Annotated in this window: 19 protein-coding genes; 1 reads left to right on the top strand and 18 read right to left on the bottom strand. The window is 55.8% G+C overall.

Annotated features, from left to right (window positions below):
* Nucleotides 1-15: 15 nt before the first annotated feature.
* The 16 genes from pruA to E5161_RS08555 form a co-directional block, all read right to left on the bottom strand.
* Nucleotides 16-1,587 carry an L-glutamate gamma-semialdehyde dehydrogenase gene (pruA, locus tag E5161_RS08480; RefSeq protein ID WP_425456474.1) on the bottom strand — a complete coding sequence of 524 codons (1,572 nt, stop codon included), beginning with the start codon at nt 1,585-1,587 and terminating at the stop codon, nt 16-18.
* A 16-nt stretch (nt 1,588-1,603) separates the two neighbouring features.
* Nucleotides 1,604-2,785 carry an ornithine--oxo-acid transaminase gene (locus E5161_RS08485; RefSeq protein ID WP_136777371.1) on the bottom strand — a complete coding sequence of 394 codons (1,182 nt, stop codon included), beginning with the start codon at nt 2,783-2,785 and terminating at the stop codon, nt 1,604-1,606.
* A gap of 39 nt (nt 2,786-2,824) precedes the next feature.
* A complete protein-coding gene (gene rocF, locus E5161_RS08490; protein WP_136777283.1) occupies nt 2,825-3,736 on the bottom strand; it encodes an arginase in 912 nt (303 codons plus the stop codon).
* Between the two features lie 15 nt (nt 3,737-3,751).
* The gene (locus E5161_RS08495) at nt 3,752-4,627 is read right to left on the bottom strand and encodes a LysR family transcriptional regulator (RefSeq protein ID WP_136777284.1); all 876 of its coding nucleotides are present in this window, start codon (nt 4,625-4,627) and stop codon (nt 3,752-3,754) included.
* A 29-nt stretch (nt 4,628-4,656) separates the two neighbouring features.
* The gene (locus E5161_RS08500) at nt 4,657-5,577 is read right to left on the bottom strand and encodes a lyase family protein (protein ID WP_136777285.1); all 921 of its coding nucleotides are present in this window, start codon (nt 5,575-5,577) and stop codon (nt 4,657-4,659) included.
* Between the two features lie 296 nt (nt 5,578-5,873).
* A complete protein-coding gene (locus E5161_RS08505) occupies nt 5,874-6,485 on the bottom strand; it encodes a flavin reductase family protein (RefSeq protein WP_136777286.1) in 612 nt (203 codons plus the stop codon).
* Nucleotides 6,486-6,500: 15 nt separating this feature from the next.
* Complete coding sequence (locus tag E5161_RS08510; protein ID WP_211246713.1) at nt 6,501-7,109, bottom strand: alpha/beta hydrolase; 609 nt, start codon at nt 7,107-7,109, stop codon at nt 6,501-6,503.
* Nucleotides 7,110-7,121: 12 nt separating this feature from the next.
* Entirely contained in the window at nt 7,122-8,096 is a 975-nt protein-coding gene (locus E5161_RS08515) for a ring-cleaving dioxygenase (RefSeq protein ID WP_136777288.1), read from the bottom strand.
* A 31-nt stretch (nt 8,097-8,127) separates the two neighbouring features.
* Nucleotides 8,128-9,081 (bottom strand): ring-cleaving dioxygenase, encoded by a 954-nt coding sequence (locus tag E5161_RS08520; protein WP_136777289.1) that lies wholly within the window; start codon nt 9,079-9,081, stop codon nt 8,128-8,130.
* A 1-nt stretch (nt 9,082) separates the two neighbouring features.
* Entirely contained in the window at nt 9,083-9,550 is a 468-nt protein-coding gene (locus tag E5161_RS08525; protein WP_425456476.1) for a MarR family winged helix-turn-helix transcriptional regulator, read from the bottom strand.
* 150 nt (nt 9,551-9,700) lie between these two features.
* Nucleotides 9,701-10,396, bottom strand: coding sequence for a ribose-5-phosphate isomerase RpiA (gene rpiA / locus E5161_RS08530; protein ID WP_136777291.1), 696 nt, complete (start codon nt 10,394-10,396; stop codon nt 9,701-9,703).
* 153 nt (nt 10,397-10,549) lie between these two features.
* Complete coding sequence (locus tag E5161_RS08535) at nt 10,550-11,530, bottom strand: N-acetylglucosamine kinase (RefSeq protein ID WP_136777292.1); 981 nt, start codon at nt 11,528-11,530, stop codon at nt 10,550-10,552.
* Between the two features lie 43 nt (nt 11,531-11,573).
* Nucleotides 11,574-12,761, bottom strand: a complete 1,188-nt coding sequence (locus E5161_RS08540; RefSeq protein WP_169306637.1) for an MFS transporter — start codon at nt 12,759-12,761, stop codon at nt 11,574-11,576.
* Between the two features lie 40 nt (nt 12,762-12,801).
* A complete protein-coding gene (locus E5161_RS08545) occupies nt 12,802-14,406 on the bottom strand; it encodes a gamma-glutamyltransferase family protein (protein ID WP_136777294.1) in 1,605 nt (534 codons plus the stop codon).
* Nucleotides 14,407-14,410: 4 nt separating this feature from the next.
* Entirely contained in the window at nt 14,411-15,541 is a 1,131-nt protein-coding gene (locus tag E5161_RS08550; RefSeq protein ID WP_136777295.1) for a Gfo/Idh/MocA family protein, read from the bottom strand.
* Between the two features lie 12 nt (nt 15,542-15,553).
* Nucleotides 15,554-16,357 (bottom strand): sugar phosphate isomerase/epimerase family protein, encoded by an 804-nt coding sequence (locus tag E5161_RS08555; protein WP_136777296.1) that lies wholly within the window; start codon nt 16,355-16,357, stop codon nt 15,554-15,556.
* A gap of 184 nt (nt 16,358-16,541) precedes the next feature.
* On the opposite strand from E5161_RS08555, the gene E5161_RS08560 reads away from it, so the two are divergent.
* Nucleotides 16,542-17,276 carry a GntR family transcriptional regulator gene (locus tag E5161_RS08560; protein ID WP_136777297.1) on the top strand — a complete coding sequence of 245 codons (735 nt, stop codon included), beginning with the start codon at nt 16,542-16,544 and terminating at the stop codon, nt 17,274-17,276.
* On the opposite strand, the gene E5161_RS08565 is transcribed toward E5161_RS08560, so the two are convergent.
* Entirely contained in the window at nt 17,245-18,000 is a 756-nt protein-coding gene (locus E5161_RS08565; protein ID WP_136777298.1) for a glucosamine-6-phosphate deaminase, read from the bottom strand. The two genes, E5161_RS08560 and E5161_RS08565, sit on opposite strands and share 32 nt — an antisense overlap.
* A gap of 28 nt (nt 18,001-18,028) precedes the next feature.
* Nucleotides 18,029-19,405: a family 4 glycosyl hydrolase gene (locus E5161_RS08570; RefSeq protein ID WP_246042148.1), complete on the bottom strand. Its 1,377-nt coding sequence runs from the start codon at nt 19,403-19,405 to the stop codon at nt 18,029-18,031.
* Nucleotides 19,406-19,435 lie beyond the last annotated feature (30 nt).

The raw sequence follows: 19,435 nt of genomic DNA on the forward strand, positions 1-19,435 counted from the left end.
GCCCTCCTCAGCGTTTCAGATCTTCCGCGAAGTCGCTTTCGCTTGCGTGAACAGCAGCAAATAATCGTAACCGCCGGCCTTGGAGTCCGTGCCGGACATATTGAAACCGCCGAACGGATGCACGCCTACGAGCGCGCCGGTACATTTGCGGTTCACGTACAAGTTACCGCAGTGCATTTCTTCGAACGCATAAGCGATGTGGTCTTCGTCCCGGGAGAAGAACGAGCCGGTCAAGCCGAATTCGGTATCGTTATAAAGGGCAATCGCTTCTTTGTAATCCTTCGCTTTGCCGATCGCGAGCACCGGCCCGAAAATTTCTTCCTGCATGATGCGTGCCTTGCCGTCGACATCGGCGAACACCGTCGGCTGAATGTAGTAGCCGTTGCCTTCGGCATTCCCTCCGCCAACCACAAGCCGGCCTTCCTTCTTGCCGACTTCGATATACTCCAAAATTTTCTCATAAGCGCCTTTGTCCGACACCGGTCCGGCAGGATAGTTCTGCTCCGGCAGCCCAACCGTCCATTTCTCGGTCAATGCCCGGACGCGTTCCACAACTTCATCGTATACGGACTCGACAACGAACGCGCGGGAGCCTGCGGAGCACTTCTGGCCCTGGAAGCCGAAGGCGGATACCACGATCGCTTGTGCCGCCGCCTCAAGGTCGGCCGTTTCGTCGACCACGATACCGTCTTTTCCGCCCATTTCGGCAATCAACCGCTTGATCCAAATTTGCCCCGGCGCTGTACGGGCCGCCAATTCGCTGATGTGCAGACCGACTTCTTTGGAGCCGGTAAAGCTGACGAACCGCGTCTTCGGGTGCGACGTCAAATAATCGCCGATTTCCCCGCCGCTGCCCGGCACGAAGTTGATAACCCCTGCCGGCAGTCCGACTTCTTCCATCAGCTCGACGAATTTATGGGCGATGACCGGCGTAACCGATGCCGGCTTGAGCAGTACCGTGTTGCCGCTGACGATCGCCGCCGTCGTCATGCCGACACAGATCGCAAGAGGGAAGTTCCACGGCGGAATGACGATACCGACGCCAAGCGGAATATACGCAATTTTGTTGTCCTCGCTCGGGATTTTCGGCAGCGGACGATGGAGGTTCGTCTCGCTCAGGCGAATCATTTCGCGGCCGTAGAACTCCATGAAATCGATCGCTTCCGCCGTGTCGGCATCCGCTTCGACCCAGTTTTTGCCCGCTTCGAACACCATCCACGCGGAGAACTCGTGCTTGCGCTCCCGCATGAGCTGCGCCGCCTTGAACAAATATTCGGCACGCTTCTCGGCGGGAACCTTTTTCCACGTTTCGAAGGTGGCCAGCGCGGCGTTCATTGCCTTTTCGGCATGTTCCTTCGTCGCCTTGCTCACGCGCCCGACCACTTGGTCCACGTCGCCGGGGTTGATCGAAACGGTTTTGCCGTCGGTCATGACCTTGTCCGCGCCGATCCAAAGCGGATAATCCCGGCCCAGCTCCGATTTCACTTTGCGAAGGGCGGCTTCCATATCGGCCTTGTTCGCCGGTACGGAAAAATCGGTAAACGGTTCGTTCTTGAACGGAGTCAGTTCGGTCGTTTTCATGGCCATGATTCGGTCCTCTCCCTTACCCTTGAAATATGGATTTAATGCGGTTAACCGCCCAGTCCAGCTGCTCTTTCTCAATGACGAGCGGAGGCGCGAAACGGATCGTCGTCTCGTGCGTTTCCTTGCACAGCACACCCATATCCATCAACTTCTCGCAGTACGGTCTGGCCGGTTCGTGCAGCTCCATGCCGATGAACAAGCCGCGTCCGCGGATTTCCTTGATGGCCGGATGGCGGATTTCTTTCAGCCGCTCTTGAAAATAATCGCCAAGCTCCGCAGATCTGGCGACAAGCTTCTCTTCCTGCAGCACGTCCATCGCGGCGATCGCCACGGCACAGCCGAGCGGATTGCCTCCGAAGGTGGAGCCGTGCGAGCCCGGTTCGAATACCCCGAGAATTTCCTCATCCGCCGCCACCGCCGAAATCGGGAAAACGCCTCCGCCTAATGCTTTACCCAAAATATACAAGTCCGGCTTCACGCCTTCCCAGTCGCAAGCGAACAGCTTGCCGGTGCGGCCGAATCCGGTCTGGATTTCGTCCGCCGCAAACAACACGCGATTCTCGCGGCACAGTTCGTACGCCGCCTTCAGGAAACCTTCGGGCGGAACCAATATGCCCGCTTCCCCTTGAATCGGCTCGACCAGAAACGCGGCTGTGTTTGGCGTAATCGCCCGGCGCAGAGCTTCCAGATCGCCGTAAGGGATGATGCGGAACCCCGGCGTGAACGGACCGAAGTCTTCCCGATATTCCTCCGATGAGGAGAAGGACGTGACGGTGATCGTCCGACCATGGAAGTTGCCTTCGCAGACGATGATTTCCGCCTGATTGGCCGGCACCTTCTTGACCCGGTACGCCCATCGGCGGATCGCTTTCACCGCCGTCTCGACCGCTTCCGCGCCCGTATTCATCGGGAGGATGCGGTTTTTGCCCGTCAAAGCCGCCGCTTTCTCATAAAACGTGCCCAGGTTGTCGCTGTGGAAAGCGCGTGAGGTGAGCGTTACTTTGTCCGCCTGGTCTTTCAGCGCCTGAATGATTTTCGGATGCCGGTGACCATGGTTCAATGCCGAATAAGCGCTCAGCATATCCAAATACCGCTTGCCGTCCGGATCCTCTACCCACACGCCTTCCGCTCTCTCGATCACGATCGGCAGCGGATGATAGTTTCGGGCGCCGAATCTTTCGGTTTGTTCGATAATGCCCATCGTTGCGTTCACAGCGTACCGTCCCCCTTCAACGTCTTTTTACAAAATCCGTTCCCCGAATACCGAGCCTACCAATTCCACAGCGGCTTTTGCCGTCATGTTGTTCTGGTCCAGAATCGGATTCACTTCCACCACTTCCGCCGATACGAGCATGCCGCTCTCATGAAGCATCTCCATTGCAAAATGGCTCTCCCGGTACGACATGCCGCCCCTCACAGGCGTGCCGACGCCCGGCGCTTCCATTGGATCCATGCCGTCCAAGTCCAAACTAAGATGCACGCCGTCCGTGCCGGCCGTAACCCGCTCCATTGCTTCTTCCATTACGGCTTTCATACCGTACTTGTCGATGTCGTACATCGTAAACACGCGAATGCCTTGTTCCTTCAAAAAGATCCGCTCACCCGGATCCACCGATCTTGCGCCGATTATGACGACATTGCGGGGGTTCACTCTCGTATGCTCCCCGGCGATCGACACGAGGCTCGGATGCCCGTAGCCGAGCAGCACCGCGAGCGACATGCCGTGAATGTTCCCCGAACCGGTCGTCTCTGCGGTATTCACGTCGGTGTGCGCATCGAACCAGATAACCCCGAGCCGGCTTTTATGCTGGAGCACGCCCTTGATCGTGCCGATCGCGATGCTGTGATCCCCGCCGATGACAAGGGGCAGTTGTCCGTTGCCCATCTCCTGCGAGACGACTTGCGCCAGCTCCTCGTTTACCCGGGCGATCTCGGCCAAATATTTGAGCTTGGCGACCGGACCGTAGCCGTCCTGTACCCGGTTCACGTGAATGTCGCCGAGATCGTTGACGCGATACCCCAAAGCTTCCAATCTCGTCTGTATATTCGAACTGCGGATCGCGGTCGGCCCCATCTCCACGCCGGCACGGTCCGCGCCGAATTGCATCGGCACACCGATCAAGGAAATGTTGCTGTTTTTCGTCGCCAGCATTTTCAAAACGCCTCCTCAGCCCATGTTCGCCCATATCCGTTGCACAATGTCGGAAAATATCCGGATGTTCTTCTCTTCAGCCCTGCTCTTCAGCACGACCATCGAGGTTTCGATCTGCTCGGGGAACCGGTGCAATTCGACCAGCGTTCCCTTGTTCAGCTCTTCTTCCACCAGTGCGGAGCCGAGCAAGGCGACGCCGGTATGATGGAGTACCGTCCGCTTGATCGTCTCGTCGCTGATGCATTCGATGAAGCTGCTCGGCTGAAACCCGAACGAACCGAGACACTCGTTCACCATGAGCTGCAAATTCGAGCCCGATTTATAAGTGATGAAAGGATATTTGGTAATCAGTTCTTCCAGCGTGTGGCCCTCGAACAATTCCTTGGTTGTAACGAGCACGAAATCTTCTTTGCCCAGCGGCTGCGATTCCATCAGCGGCGATAAGCACGGCCCCGCAATGATCGCCAGATCCGCCTCGTTGGCCGCCACTCTCTTCATCGCTTCATTGCTGTCGCAAGAGAACAACTGAAGCTTGACCTGCGGGTTCTCCGCGATGAACGAATGAATGCCCATCGATAGAAACTGGTTGCAATAAAGCTCAGGAGCGGCGATCGTGAGCAGGCCGTACGGCTCCTTCATTTTGTTGATTTCCCGCTCCATCTCGTCCAGAATCCCGAAGGCTTGATCGATATAGCTTTTGACGACCTTGCCGGAATTGGTCAAATACGTTTTTTTGCCGACCCGCGTAATCAGGGAGACCCCCAGCTCGCTTTCCAGCGACTGAAGCTGGAGTGTGATGGTTGGCTGCGTATAGCCCAAATGTTCGGCCGCTTTCGTCAGGTTGAGCGTATCGGCGACCACTTGGAACGTTTTCAACTTGCGAAAGTCCATTCGGATCTCCCCTTCTGCTTACCTCAAAGTCAGCCGTAAATTCTGTGGATCTGGAGGAGAGCCTCGTAAAAGAGATCCACGCAGCGCCAAGCGTAATCCGCCGCCACCTCTTCCATTCCTTGCGCATGAAATCCGGAGCGGGTAATATAGGCAATCATGTCATGGAACGCTGAGATTTGGATAAAGCCGGCTTTCAGTTCAACCGCATCTACTTGTGAAAGAGTAGGCTCGAGCCGCGCCATGCACATTTTGAACGTAGACGCCGTTTTATCGTAAACGGTTTCAAAATGTTCGGTCGACGATCCTCCGGGCTGCAAGGGGAATCCAGTTACCTCCGCGAGTTTCTTCACGAACTTGGCGTCGAAATGTTCGCCGTTCATGACGCTTAACCGGTCTTTCAACGCGACCAGCAGCGGCATCACGCCTTGTGCGCGGGAAGTCACTTCGAACCGTGCGTTCTGCAAGTTTTGCATGATCGCCTGCACATAACCTAATACCGCAAGCTGGAACGCGGCGGTATAGAACCGGTTCGGATGCAGCGGAAGTTCGGGATGCCAATCCGGATGCAAAATTTCGTAATTGCCGCGGTCTTCTCCGCACAGCTCAATCGCCCGGTTGGCCAGCACCTCGTTCATGTTGCGGGTTAGTCTTTCCCCGCTGCCGCAGCGTCCCGGTTCGAATACAAACTGTTCATGCCATCTGCCCGCGATGATCTCTTCCGCCGCCCGCACGAGCTGCGTGCCCAACCTGCCGTTCAGCCGCCCGGATTCCATTTCCCGGATGGCCGCTGTTTTCTTCAATGCCGCCATGGCGGAGAGTAAATCGTCTTTAAAAGATTTTCCAGTTCGGATGACACGTTCCAGCGCCTGCTGGGTCCGAACACTATAATAGGCGTTAAATGGCACTGCTTCTTCGACATTTTCGAGCCGTTCCATACGAATCTTCTGCATGTGGTCAGCCCCTTTCGTCTCTACCTTGAATGTACCATAGAAGACGGCGTGCCTAAAAATTGAATTAGTTAATCATAACTATTGAGATTCCTTATGGATGACCAAAAACCTCCTGCGCTTTGCGGCAGGAGGTTGTGTTGGGTACGTCCGGTATTAAAATGACTGCTGCGCCAACCATCTGGCGGCTTCTTCGACTTCGGTACGAGAAAGCTGATGCACGTTCCGTTCCCAATGAAGATGAACCTGTGCATGGGCATTTATTAATAGTTCAGCGAGCTCTTCGAAGTCGTTAGTGCTCAATGTGGACGGTCTAAGCTGAATATTTCCCCAAGCGTTCCATAGTTCGTGCCCGCCAATCGACTCACGGGTTGAAGCTTGCGGGCATCGATGCGTCCTTCACTGTATAATTCATCGTCAATATGAAACATAACGATTCTACCGATTAATAGATCACATGCCGGTTCTCCAATCGTCCCGCCCAATGGGATGGAGGACTCGAGCAAGCATTCCATGCGAATTTTGGCTTCAGCAATACCGGGTACTTTCACGACCTGGCTAGACGTAATATGCAATCGTGCGAATTCAATTTCGCTTTCTTCCGGTCCAAGATTAGCAGCAGTTTGATTCATCTGGGCCACATTGGCTTGGTCAACGATATGAACCACGAATTCCCCTTTTAACTCCGCGTTTCTCGCGGTATCCTTCTTCGCCCCGTTTTTGCGTTGTACCGAAACGGACAGCATAGGAGGATTAGAGGTCACGATATTAAAAAAACTAAAAGGGGCGGCGTTTACCGTACCGGATTCCGTTTGTGTCGTGACCCAGGCAATCGGCCGGGGAATAATGCTTCCGATCATGAATTTGTAATTGTCCCGCTCGCTCAGGCTGGCAGGATCAATTGAAATCATCCGGACACCCCCTTTTTATTTGAATGCTTCTTCGTACCAAGCTGCGGCAGCTTTTACTTCGGTATGAGAAAGCTGATGCCCGTTCCTCTCCCAGTGCAGATCAACCTGTGCATGGGCATTCTTTAATAGTTCAGCCAGCTCTTCGGACTCTCGCCGAGGGCAGATCGGATCGTTCTCGCCGGCGCCTATGAACACCGGAATGCCGGTCAAATCCGGCAGCTCGATGCCTCTTCGGGGCACCATCGGGTGGAAGAGCACCGCTCCTCTTAAGACATTAGGATAGTGGAAAAGAAGGCTGCCCGCGATATTCGCCCCGTTGGAGTAACCGACGGCCACCACGTTGCTGCGGTCGAACCCGTGCTGTTCGGCGGCTTCGTCGAGAAATTCGTGCAGTTCCCGTGTGCGGAAAATAAGATCTTCTTCGTCGAACACCCCTTCGGCCAGCCGACGGAAAAACCTCGGCATTCCATTTTCCGATACGTTACCTCTGACGCCCAAGAGCGAGGAGCCGCCGGAGAGCATGCGGCCGATACCCATCAAATCCCGCTCCGTTCCTCCAGTGCCATGCAAAAGCAGAAGTGTAGGCGCGTTCGGATCTTGTCCTTTTTCATAGATATGAATCATCCGGATTCCTCCTTAATTCGGTTTCGTATTCAGCGGTTTGAGCCGCGCTTCGATCCGTTCGCGCTGAGACTCCAGGAACGGCGGCAGTGCCAGCGACTCACCCAAATTTTGAAGATCCTCGTCCGTATCGAAGCCGGGTCCGTCCGTGGCCAGTTCAAACAAAATCCCGTTAGGCTCCCGGAAGTAGAGGGAACGGAAATAGAACCGGTCGACGAAGCCGGAGTTCGCCAATTTAGCTTCGCGAATGCGCCGGATCCACTGATGCAGCTCCTCGTCGTTGTCCACCCGGAACGCCACGTGATGCACGCCTCCACGGCCCAATTGCTCACGAGGCAGATCGTGCCTCTCTTCCACATGCACTTCCGCGCCGGAACCTCCTTCACCCGTCTCCAAAACCACCACATCCGGCTGGCCTTTCACAAACGACGGATAATATCCCTTCAGGCGGAAGCCCATTAATTGCGTCAATACGGCGACGGTGAATTCGGCTTGCCCGACTGTCAGTTGCACCGGTCCCAAGCCGCGGATGCCGTACTCTGCGGGCACCGGGCTTTTGTCCCAGGGCGTGCCGGACGCCACGCCGGTGTTATGTTCATCCGACACGAGCACAAGCCTTTGTCCTTCCGGATCACGGAACGCAAGCGTCATTCTGCCGGCGCGATCGACAATCTCATCGTGATCGACTCCATGTTCCGCGAATCTGCGTTTCCAGTACGCCAACGCTTCGTCGCCGGCCACCCGCAGGGAAATCGAAGAAATGCTGCTGATCCCTTCGCGGTTGCGCGCAAGCATCGGGAATTCGAAAAACGTCAGCTCGGTGCCGGGGTTGCCTTTCTCGTCTCCATAGAAGAGGTGATAAACGGAAGTGTCGTCCTGATTGACCGTTTTCTTCACCAGACGCAGGCCTAACACTTTGGTGTAAAAATCAAAGTTGCGAGGCGCCTCTGCAGTCATGGCAGATACGTGGTGAATGCCTTTGAGCTGCATGAAAAAAACCTCCTTTTGTCTTTCTGGGTGGTCAGTTTTTGTCCGCGTCCAACACCCTGACCTGAATGGGCATCAGCCCTTGCTCGATCTGCTCGCGGACGGGTTCGTACCAAGGCGGAAGCTGCAATTTTTGCCCAAGCTCCTCGAAGGGCTCATCTTTCATAAACCCAGGCGGATCCGTCGCAATTTCGAACAGGATGCCGCCTTCCTCCCGGAAGTACACGGCGTTAAAATATTGCCGATCCACGATCTCCGTCGGCCGGAATCCATGCTTCAGCACGCGCTGACGCCACTTCACATGGTCCTCGTCGTCTTTCGCCCTCCAGGCAATGTGATGGACGGTTCCGGCTCCTCCTGCCCCCCATCCCATGGGCGCGGCATTGATATCGATCACGTTGCCGAGGTCGCCCGCAGCCTGGAAACGTACGAGGCCGTTTTCCTCGCCGACCTTCGTAAATCCCAACACATGCTGGAGCACGCTTTGCGTCCGGTCGGGCGCCACGCTGTAGAGGACAGCGCCGCCGAAGCCTTTAATAGCTTTGTCCATCGGCACGCCGCCGAATGACCACTTGCTGTCTTGCCCTTCTTCACGCGCCACGATTTCCAGCTGCAAGCCGTCGTAATCTCGAAAGCGCAGGTACGTTTCGTCAAAACGCGCCTCCTTCGTGAACGGTACGTTCAGTTTGGCCAAGCGCGCTTCCCAGAACGCCAAGGCGTCAGCCGGCACGACAAACGTCGTCCAGCCGACCTGCCCGCCTCCGACGCGTCCCTTCCGGGCGCCTTCGGACGGAAAAAACGTGACGGCCGTGCCCGGGCTTCCGATTTCGTTGCCGAAATACAGATGGTACACTTCCGGCGCGTCGAAGTTGATCGTTTTCTTCACCAGCCGAAGTCCCAGCACCCCTGCGTAAAAATCGACATTCGCCTGCGGATTGCCGACGAACGATGTGATATGGTGAATGCCTGCCGTGCGCTGTTCTGTCATATCAAGAACCTCCATTCTGCGCGCTCAAGCCCAATTGTTTCAAAAGCTCGATCGCCAATTTTTTATTTCCGACGGTCAACCCCTGCATAGCGGCTTCAATCGCCTCGGCGTGGCCGGGGAAGATCGTCCCAAACCAGTTTTCCCCATCCGGTGTAATTTCCGCATAGGTGACCCTGCGGTCATTCGGACAAGGCACCCTTTTCAGATAACCTTTGGCCTCCAGCTTATCGATGTTGTACGTGATGCTTCCGCTCGTCATCAGCACTTTGCCGCCGATCTGCTGAAGAGGAAACCGGCCTTTGTGATACAGCAATTCCATGATCATGAACTCGCTGGCGGACAAGCCGTATTTCTTCATGTCTTTGATGGCCCGATCCATCACGACCTTGTATGCCTTGGAGAGCACGACAAATAACTTTAAAGACAGCTCCCGGTTGGATGAAAGGTTTTGCTCGGATTTGCCCTCCATGGGCATCCCTCCTCATTTATCTCAAAATTAATTATCTTAAATTTAAGATAAATATAACGCCGAACTTTGTGCATGTCAAGCTGCCTGCCGACGTCTCCTTAGCAGCTCTCCGCTACTTATTCGTGCGTCGCCCCACCGACCACCGTTTCCTTAGCAGCTCTCCGCGTCCGTGATGGGAGTTGGCCTGCTCAAAATGCGTACACCCGCTTCAGTGCCCAAGACCACCGTATCGGCCATGCCCACGAACAAACCGGTTTCCACCACGCCGGTGATCCGTTTCAACGAGTGGTGCAGACCGGCGGGGTCCGCAATCGTGCCGAAATCGCAGTCTAATATCCAGTTCCCATTGTCCGTCTCGTACGGATTTGTCCCCTCTATCCGCAATTCCGCGCGGCAGCCTGTCGCTTCCACTGCCCGGACGGTCCGACGCCAACCGAAGGGGACGACCTCTACCGGCAGGCGGAAAGCGCCGAGCTTGCCGACCCATTTGCCGTCATCCGCGACGATGACCAGCCGCCGGGAAGCCAAAGCCACCACTTTTTCCCGGAAGAGAGCCCCTCCGCCGCCTTTGATCAGATGAAAATTATCATCGATTTCATCCGCTCCGTCGATCGTCAAATCTAATTGAGGGAAGTCATCCAGTGAAACAACCGGGATGCCAAGCTCTAGCGCCAGTTCTCTCGTCCGTTCGGATGTCGGCACTCCTTGAACCCGGAGACCATCCCGCACCCGTTCGCCGATCCTTCGCACCGCCCAATAGGCTGTCGAGCCGGTACCCAACCCGACGATCATCCCGTCTTCCACAAACTCCGCAGCTTTTTCCCCCGCGATCCGCTTTTTGTCCATGCGATCCGCCCCTCCAAAGACGACAAAGGGAGCGCAGCTTTGCGCACCCCCGTTTTTATCGATATTTCGGCGATTTCGGCAGGTGTATGGTAAGCCATGGCAAGCCCCTCGTCAGGGTTACTTTACCCATACCCGCTCCTGCCGATTCCGTATTTAAGATTTATAACTTCCGTATTCGCCAAATTGCTGCATGATGCGATCCGTCGCCGGAATGCCCAAATGATCCATCGCAAGCAGGACGGAGCCATACACTGGAGCCATCGTCGGAATAATGAATTCGAAGCTCTCGTTCTCTTCGGCGATTTTATCTCTCAGCGCGCCAAGCAGATGCGGATTCCGGCCTTCCTGCACGACGCTGCCGACCATCACAATCGGAATCTTCTCTCCCGGGAACCCTCCCAAGCGTCGGATGACGGAATTGGCTGCACGTCCGAGCTCATCTCCGGAGCGGCGCAGCAGTTGAATAGCCAGCTCGTCCCCTTCGTCTGCCGCTTCATGCAGCAATATGGTCAAGTCGCGCGGGACTTCATAGATGTCATTGTCCAGAAAATGATCGTACACTTGATCCATGTCGGCAAAACCGAAAAATTTCGCGACTTTGTGTTGTAAAATCGAGGGGATCTCTCTCAGATCCCACGAGCGGACCGCATGGCTGAACGTTTCCCGGGCCAAATCGCCGCCTCCTGTCCGGTCTCCGAACAAATAGCCGAAGCCGCCGGTCTGCACCGTCTCGCCTTTCCGGTTACGGCCCGCCGAGTTGGTGCCGCTGCCGCATACGAGGACGACGCCGATATTGTCCGGGCTGCCCGCTCTCAATCCTTCATAAGTGTCGCAAACGACGTCCCAATTGTCGAAAGGCAGAGTGGCCAAGCCGGGGCGCAAAATATCGAAATCCCGCTGCCGGTCGGCTCCGGCCAAACCGTACTGCACGAAAGCGATGTCTTCATAGCGCAATCCTGCCTGCTCAAGTGCCATGTCGGCCGATTTCATAATATTGGACAACGCCGTCTCAATGCCCGGTCCCTGATGATTGCCGATCCCCGCCAGCCCCCGGCCGAGCAGGCGTCCTTCTTCGTCAGTAATGACCGTAAAGGTTTTGCTGTTACCGCCGTCCACTCCCATGATATACCGCATATGTAGTCTCCTTTGTTGCCCTATAATTTTACGTTTTTTACGGTTATGGCCCATTCCCCGGCAGTGAATCATGCTTGGTCGGAAAGATTATAGCATGCTTGTTTCGCGATTGAATACGATCCATGTACACAAACAGAACGGAAGCCGTCGCCGACAGACCGAACAAGACAACGTATAGAAACGGCGTCCCCATTCCGTCCGCAATCACTCCGCCCGCCGCGTTGCCGAATATTCCGCCCAGCCCCCAAGTAACGGCAGCATAAATCGTTTGGAACGTCGCCTTCGTTCTCACAGAGGCAAACCGTCCCACGACTTCCACCGCGGTTCCCGCCGCGAATGCGAACGATATTCCGTCGAGCAGCTGCACACCCAGCGTCAAGTACACATCATGCAGGGCATACAGAAGAAAGCACTTTAGAGCGTAAATCGCGGCTGATAAGCTGAGCACATTAAAGCTTCCGATTTTGCGGCAAAGAATCGTGGCGACCCAGAACATGGGCACTTCAATGAGAGCCGCTACCGCATAGGCGGTGCCGAGCAAGCTTTTGTCGAAACCCATCTCCTTAAAATAGATCGGGAGAAAGGAAAAGTTTGTGGCGGACGATATCGCCGTGATCATGCTGATTCCGAGAAAAAACAGGAACGGCTTGTTCCGGACGACCTCTTTGGCTTGCTCGAAAAAGGTCGTGTCCTGGTGGGCCGGCTTCGTGTTCGGAAACCAGAACAGCAGCACGAATACGAGCGTACTGACCGCCAAAAAAAAGATGAAAATGTGATCATATCCGTATTTCCCGTAGATGAAACCGGTGAAAAACGTGCCCAGCGCGTAGCTAAGCGCTCCCCAAAGACGGACACTGCCGAAAGAGAATCCTTCCCGGCTGCCGATTTCGACCGCGATGGCGTCGGCAAGAGGGGCGGAGGAAGACTGAAACCATGTGAAAATCACGTTTAAAGCGATGACGACGGCCAACAGGCTGCTGAACGAAAATCCGAGACCGATGAGCGGGGCCAGCAGCACTGTCGACATCAAGACGATGCGCGGGTTCCGCATACGGTCGTTGATCATGCCCATCGTGGGTTGGGCGATGACGCTGACGAAAGCCCCCAGAGACAGGATGAATCCGACTTCCGTATAACTGAAGCCTTTGTCGCTGAAGAAAATGCTCATATACGGCTGCAAGACGGATATCGACAAGTAAAATAAAAAATAGTAAGCCGCTAACTTCCTCACGCTGACAGTCTCCTCTGTCCATATGCCGTCTCCCGGAGCTTTACCAAGCCGCAACCGCGCCGTCCGCCCGAGGTTCCGTGCCTCCCGCCAAAACTCCGCTTCTGTCTCTCCAAATGATCTGCCCGCGGCCGAACATCGTCCAATCCAAGGCGCGCTGCACGACATGTCCTTTGCGGGCCAGCGCCTGCGCCAAATGATCGGGGAATTGCGGCTCCACCTCGATGATTTGGTCTTTCACCCATCTCCATCTCGGCGCATCCAGCGCCGCCTGCGGATTGAGGCCGAAATCTACGGTGTTCATGACGACTTGCACGTGCGCCTGCGGTTGAATCGATCCGCACATGACGCCGAAAGGCCCGACCGGTACGCCTCCGCGAGTGAGGAATCCGGGGATGATCGTGTGAAAGGTTTTCTTCCCCGGTTCCAGCACGTTCGCATGCTCCGGATCCAAGGAAAACCCGGTTCCCCTGTTTTGCATGCAGATCCCGGTCCCCGGAATGACGACGCCCGCTCCGAAATCGCCGGCGTGACTTTGGATGAACGACACCATATTTCCATCTCCGTCCGCCGCAGCCAAATAGAACGTCCCGCCTCTCGGCGGTTCTCCGGCCATCGGCAGCAGCGCCCGCTCTCCGATGAGCGATCTTCTCGCGGCCGCATAAGCCGGCGAAAGGAGTTCGTCCACCGTCACGTTCATCTTGGCAGGGTCGGTAATATACTTCAAGCCGTCCGCGAACGCCAGCTTCACCGCCTCAATTTGTTTGTGGTAGGTATCGACAAGATCCTTCGAGGGAAACTCGAAGCCGTTCAAAATATTCAGCGCGAGCAGCGCAATCAAGCCTTGGCCGTTCGGCGGAATTTCCCAAACTTCGTATCCCCGGTAGGACACATGAATCGGATCCACCCACTCCGGATGAAAAGCCGCCAAATCTTCCTTGCGGAGGAAGCCGCCGTTGGCCCAAAAGTGGGCGTCAATCTTCTCGGCCAACTCGCCTCGGTAGAACGATTCCGCCTTCGTCTCCGCGATGGAACGAAGCGTGCGGGCGTGGTCCTTGGAGTTCCACATTTCCCCAGCGTGCGGAGCGCGACCGTTCGGAGCGAACGTGTCCAGCCAAGGCCGGAACAGTTCGCTCCCCTGTCGGCGAATATTCTCGAAGCCATCCTGCCAATATCGCGCGATTGTCGGAGAAACAGGGAATCCGTTCTCCGCATAATCGATCGCCGGCTGAAGAACTTCCGTCAGCGGCAGGCGGCCGAACCGTTCCGATAAAGCGGCCCATGCTCCCGGCGTTCCCGGCACAGTGACCGGGAGCACACCGTAAGTCGGAATCCAGTCGTGGCCCAATGCCTTGACCTTGTCCGGCGTTATGGCAGCCGGGGCGGCACCGCTTGCGTTCAACCCGTGCAGCTTTCCTTCCGACCATACTAAGGCAAAACTGTCCCCGCCAAGGCTATTCGAGTTAGGCTCCACCACAGTTAAGCAGGCAGCCGCGGCGATGGCGGCGTCGATCGCGTTGCCGCCTCTCCTTAGGATCTCTAATCCGGCCTGGGCCGCAAGCGGCTGAGCGGTTGCCACCATCCCTTTACGGCCGTATGTGGTCATTCGTTGGGACGGGTACGGATTAAACAATGAGTCGAAGTTCATCCGATCAGTTCCCCTTCACGGCCGTACTCACAGAATGCTCCCGCACTTCCTCAGCCGTCACTTCCCGATCAAGACGGTCGGACAAATAAATCCCTTCGCTGATCAGCATCGTGCTGAGCGCAATTTCGGCGGTTGGCAGGAGAGGGACCTGGCCTTGCAGCACGGAGATCCAATGGGCTTGGGACGAATCGTAGGCATCCTCGTTGTCCCGCAGGCTGTGCCAGCGGAAGTTCATTGCGTTCATGTCCACCGTGCTGTCCAAGTCCATATCGGACACCGTGGTGTGAAACGTGAAGGGCATCTTGCCCTGATAATCCGCGAAGGCAGGAAGCCGCAGGCCGCCCTCCGTTCCGATGATGCTGGGACCTTCGAACCCGCCGAGATGCACGGACCAGGCTTCGATAATGTCCAGGGTGGCGCCGCCTTCGAACCGGACAAATCCGAGTCCCAGCTCCTCCACGTCAAAGCCGCTTTCCTCCCTGCGCCCCGCGTCCATATCCATTTCCTGATAGGTCTTGCCTGTAATCCGCGTCACCTTGGGCATGCCGAGCAAATAGAGCATTTGGGCGATGTGATAGACGCCCATGTCGTACAAGGCGCCGCCGGAAGCGAACTCCTTCCGGGTAAAAAATTTCGTACCGTATCCGTCGACGAAAGGACGTCCGCGCCTGCGGAACCCGGTCGATCTGGCGTGATACAGCTTCCCCAGCTTGCCGTCGTCAATGAGTGCTTTGGCTGCCTTCGTCTCGTTGCGGTACAGCGTGCCCAGCTGGATATGCAGCATTTTGCCGGTCCGCTTGGCCGCCTCCACCATCGCTTCGCCGTCGCGGTACGAGCCTGCGATCGGTTTCTCGCAATAGACGTGCTTGCCAGCTTCGAAAGCCGCGATCGTCGCCCCGGCGTGATAGTTATTGTGCAAACAAACATCAACGGCCACGAGATCGTCGCGCTTCAGCATTTCTCTGTAGTCGGTATACACATTCGGAATCTGATACTGCTCCGCTGCCCGGCGAGCTTCCGCCTCGTTGATGTCGCATACCGCCACGACTTCCGCGCCCGGAATCGCAGCGTATTGCTGCAAATGCATTTTGCCGATCTGACCGACTCCGATAATGCCGATTCTTACCTTTTCCATGGACGGCTCCTTTCAGGCTTTCGCCGTGCTGCCGAGTAATTTTTTGACCGTGGCCAGCAGCCATTCGATCTCCGTATACTGGTTCACCGCCGCGTTGTACTCGACCGCCCAGTAACCGTCGAAACCGGATTTCCGCAATGCTTCGATCGAAGAATGTACTTCTTCGGACACCGCGGTTTTCGCATCCACATGCGTATGTACGACCCACGGAGCCACCACGGCGTCCCCGTCCGGATATTCCGGTTTCCATCGTTTCAAGTGCAGCAAAATGCCGTAATTCGGATGGTCCACCGCCTCGGCGATTCGTCTGTGAAGGTGGGGATTCAGCGCTGCGCCCATATGGTTCTCCGGCCCGATCTTATAGCCGTGCTGGGCTGCCCTTTCGCAGAATTCCCGGTAACGATGCACGATGTAATCGAAATCTTGTTCGCCTATCTCTTCAGTATCGCTTGAGCAAAAGTCGATACGAACCGTTTTAGCCCCTAATATCTCGGACGCCCGCAAATTCGCCAATGCGTTGTGATATAACTTCTCGCGCCTCACCGGATCTTTGTCGATCAAATGCGCCCCGTCGATAGCGATATTCGCCACGTTCAACTGCCGTTCATCGAGCGCATCCCGGATTTTGCGAATGCGGTCTTCGTCCCAGATCCGCAGCAGCCCGTCTTGGTCGTCCGCCGTCCCGTACAAGCCGTTCCACAAATCTACGGCGTCCAGGCGGTAACGATATTTCACCGTCTCCAAATAGCCGAAAATGTCCATTTTTCCTTCCAGCAGCGTGTTGAAAAATGAAAATCCCCCAATGGAAAGCTTCATCCTCATCGTCCTCCGATCGATAGGGTTCATCAATTTGTTATAACCATTGCCCGGAAGCAGCCTAGATTGATCGTAATGATTGCGCTTGCATTTTGTCTTGTATTGCTTTATGTTTCACTTATTGTACAATAGAACTACTAAAATAACGTGTTTACTATACTCTATTACTTCGGGAGTTGCTGACATGTCGGAAGAAAAAAACGCATCCCTATACAAGCAAGTGAAACGAAAGCTGCTGGACGACATTCGATCGGGCGTCTATAAAGTCGGAGACAAGCTGCCCACCGAGCTTGAATTTTGCGAGATTTATAACGTCAGTCGCACCACGATCCGCCTGGCTCTCCAGCAGCTGGATTTGGAAGGAAGAATCAAGAAGATTCAGGGGAAGGGCACGTTCGTGGTGAAAGGCAAAATTCCCCACCATACGTGGGCCCCGATCAGCAGCTTTCCCGAACATATGCACGATCTGGGACGCCGCGCGGAAAGCCGGGTGCTGGAAACGGCCGTCATTCCGGCCGCTTCCCCGTTCGATGAGCTGCTGAATATTCCGGCCCAGTCGCCCGTCACCAAGGTTGCCCGTCTGCGGATAGCGGACGACGAGCCCGTGTCCTATGAGGTCTCTTATATTCCATGGCAGACAGCGCCCGGACTCGCATCCGACGACCTGACAGGCTCGTTGTTCAAGCTGCTGCGGGAAAAATACGGCGTTCACATTAACCGCTCCGTCGAGACGCTGGAGCCTGTCGTTGTGGAGCCCGAGGTCGCCGAACTGCTCAAAATCGAACCCGGCACCCCCGTTTTTCTGATCAAAACGATCTCTTATGTCGAACCGGATACACCGGTCGAATACAGCACGGGATATTTTCGCAGCGACACTTCCAACTTCATCATTGAACGGCAGTATCGCCCGGAAGAATAATGTCCAGCTCCGAAGCCGCTTCGCGGTCGAGAAAGACATGGCTGTTCCGGTGTTTCTGCAAATAACTCCCCGGTACTTTCTCCGACACCGGTCCTTCCAGCGCCTGCCGGACGATTCCGGCTTTTTTGCTGCCGCTCACGGCCAGGAGGGCGGTTTCGGCCTCCATCAAATGCCGCATGCCGAGCGTGATGCCTTGCTCCAGCTTGATCTCCCGGCTGAAATATTTTTGCCCGACCGTCCGGGTGACAGAATCGAGCTCGACGACGTGCGAATAGGAGTCGATGTTCGTTCCGGGCTCATTCAAGCCGATGTGACCGTTCATGCCGATCCCGACAAACATCAAATCGATCCCGCCCAGCCGCGATACGGTCTCATCCATCCTCACGCATTCCCGTGCCAGATCCGGCGCGCAAGCGTCGAAAAAAAAGATATTCTCCTCCAAAATGGCAAGCGGCGTAAAAAGATTGTCGTACATAAATCCTTGGCAGCTGCCGTCGTCCAACCTGCCCATTCCTGCCCACTCGTCCAACCCGACCCACTTGCTGCGGCTAAAGTCCACCTGTCTCTCGCGGCTCAGCTCGATCAGCCGCCGAAACGTGCCGACCGGCGTATCCCCGGCGGGAAAACAAAGCACGGCGTCCGGCTTGCGCCGCACGTATGCCGCGATGAACTCCGCCGTTTGGCGCGACATGTCCTCATAGTCCTCACCCAGTTGAATGTTCATGACGGGTATCGCCTCCTTCCCGCTTCCTTTACCAATGCAGTGGCGGCAAAATTTCTTTTTGAATCTCGCACATTTCGTTGATGAGCGCTACCGCGTTGTTATAGGTGGAAATCGTCGGATCCAGCAAAAGCGCCTGAAGGAGCTTGTTGCGGGACTGCTCCACGTACGCCTCGATCACCAGCTTGTGAATGGCTCCCTGCACCCGAATCATTTCCGTGATCGCGGTCGGGAGAGCTTCCATTTGCAACGGATGGATGCCTTCTCCGTCCGCATAAGCCGGCACTTCCACGACCATGTCGTGCGGCAAATCCGGGATTTTGCCCCGGTTCGGCGTATTGACGGTCAGGTTCTCATTCGTGACTCCGAACGCAATCGACTCGATGATCGGCACCGCTTGTTCGTGCGAAGCCTGCAGCTCGCCGTCGGTGAGACGGAAGCTGTTCTCCATCGGATTGGCGGCTTTCTCTTCACCGAACAGCGGTTTGGGCTCCATATGGCCGATAGAATACACGAAATCCGGAATGCTGCCGCTTTTCCACGGATTTTCGGTTGCCGGATCGTAGAAATACTGCATCCGGGTAGAGGCGAGATATTCTTCGCTCCAGCGTACGTACTCGCCGATATGATTGGTCCCGGGGTACGGATACAACCCATAGGTGCGCAGCATAATGCGGGAAATGCCGATTTCGTCCCACAGCGCCAGCCACGGAATTTCCCGCTCTTTGCGCTTCAGCAGCGGGTAGAGATCCTCGCCGGTTTTTTTGTGCTTGATGCTCTGAAACCAGGCGAAATGGTTTAGCCCGCAAGCGACCGTCTCCAGCTCTTCCTCGGGAATTTCAAGCATTTGCGATAGCTGTTCCAAGCCCATGCCGATGCCGTGGCACAAGCCGACACATTTGATCTTGGTGAGCTTGGAGATCGCTTCGATAATTTTCGCTTCCGGGTTCGTGAAGTTGATCAGCCAGGCGTCCGGACAAATCCGCTCCATCGCATGGGCGATCTCCAGCATCGGTGGCAGGTTGCGCAGTGTGTGGAACATGCCGCCCGGACCGCCATTCTCGCCGTAGATTTGCTTGAATCCGTATTTGCGCGGCACGTGAAAATCCTGCGACCAATAGTAATAACGGTTTTTCTCGATGGCCGTGATTACGAAATCCGCACCTTCGAGAGAGGCGGCCAGATCGGTGGTCGAGCGGATCGACGGGCTTCTGCCCAGCTTGTCGGCGACCGCTTTCGCATATCCCTCACTCGCCTTCAGCGCGGTTTCGGACAGGTCCATCAGGCACAGATTCAGCTGCACGCTGTTAATGCGGTCGTTCAGGAAAATGTCGCGGATCATCGTCGGCGCGAAGGAGACGCTCCCCGCTCCGATCAGCACGATTTTCAGAGATTTCGGATTCGACACTTTGATCTCTCCTTGTGTGAATGCGGTGTC

Source organism: Cohnella pontilimi (assembly GCF_005049045.1).
GTDB lineage: Bacteria > Bacillota > Bacilli > Paenibacillales > Paenibacillaceae > Cohnella > Cohnella pontilimi.

Coding starts and splice junctions, on each gene's coding strand:
- pruA (WP_425456474.1), bottom strand. CDS start 1,587: ATGGCCATGAAAACGACCGAACTGACTCCGTTCAAGAACGAACCGTTT.
- E5161_RS08485 (WP_136777371.1), bottom strand. CDS start 2,785: ATGGGCATTATCGAACAAACCGAAAGATTCGGCGCCCGAAACTATCAT.
- rocF (WP_136777283.1), bottom strand. CDS start 3,736: ATGCTGGCGACGAAAAACAGCAACATTTCCTTGATCGGTGTGCCGATG.
- E5161_RS08495 (WP_136777284.1), bottom strand. CDS start 4,627: ATGGACTTTCGCAAGTTGAAAACGTTCCAAGTGGTCGCCGATACGCTC.
- E5161_RS08500 (WP_136777285.1), bottom strand. CDS start 5,577: ATGCAGAAGATTCGTATGGAACGGCTCGAAAATGTCGAAGAAGCAGTG.
- E5161_RS08505 (WP_136777286.1), bottom strand. CDS start 6,485: ATGATTTCAATTGATCCTGCCAGCCTGAGCGAGCGGGACAATTACAAA.
- E5161_RS08510 (WP_211246713.1), bottom strand. CDS start 7,109: ATGATTCATATCTATGAAAAAGGACAAGATCCGAACGCGCCTACACTT.
- E5161_RS08515 (WP_136777288.1), bottom strand. CDS start 8,096: ATGCAGCTCAAAGGCATTCACCACGTATCTGCCATGACTGCAGAGGCG.
- E5161_RS08520 (WP_136777289.1), bottom strand. CDS start 9,081: ATGACAGAACAGCGCACGGCAGGCATTCACCATATCACATCGTTCGTC.
- E5161_RS08525 (WP_425456476.1), bottom strand. CDS start 9,550: ATGGAGGGCAAATCCGAGCAAAACCTTTCATCCAACCGGGAGCTGTCT.
- rpiA (WP_136777291.1), bottom strand. CDS start 10,396: ATGGACAAAAAGCGGATCGCGGGGGAAAAAGCTGCGGAGTTTGTGGAA.
- E5161_RS08535 (WP_136777292.1), bottom strand. CDS start 11,530: ATGCGGTATATCATGGGAGTGGACGGCGGTAACAGCAAAACCTTTACG.
- E5161_RS08545 (WP_136777294.1), bottom strand. CDS start 14,406: ATGAACTTCGACTCATTGTTTAATCCGTACCCGTCCCAACGAATGACC.
- E5161_RS08550 (WP_136777295.1), bottom strand. CDS start 15,541: ATGGAAAAGGTAAGAATCGGCATTATCGGAGTCGGTCAGATCGGCAAA.
- E5161_RS08555 (WP_136777296.1), bottom strand. CDS start 16,357: ATGAAGCTTTCCATTGGGGGATTTTCATTTTTCAACACGCTGCTGGAA.
- E5161_RS08560 (WP_136777297.1), top strand. CDS start 16,542: ATGTCGGAAGAAAAAAACGCATCCCTATACAAGCAAGTGAAACGAAAG.
- E5161_RS08565 (WP_136777298.1), bottom strand. CDS start 18,000: ATGAACATTCAACTGGGTGAGGACTATGAGGACATGTCGCGCCAAACG.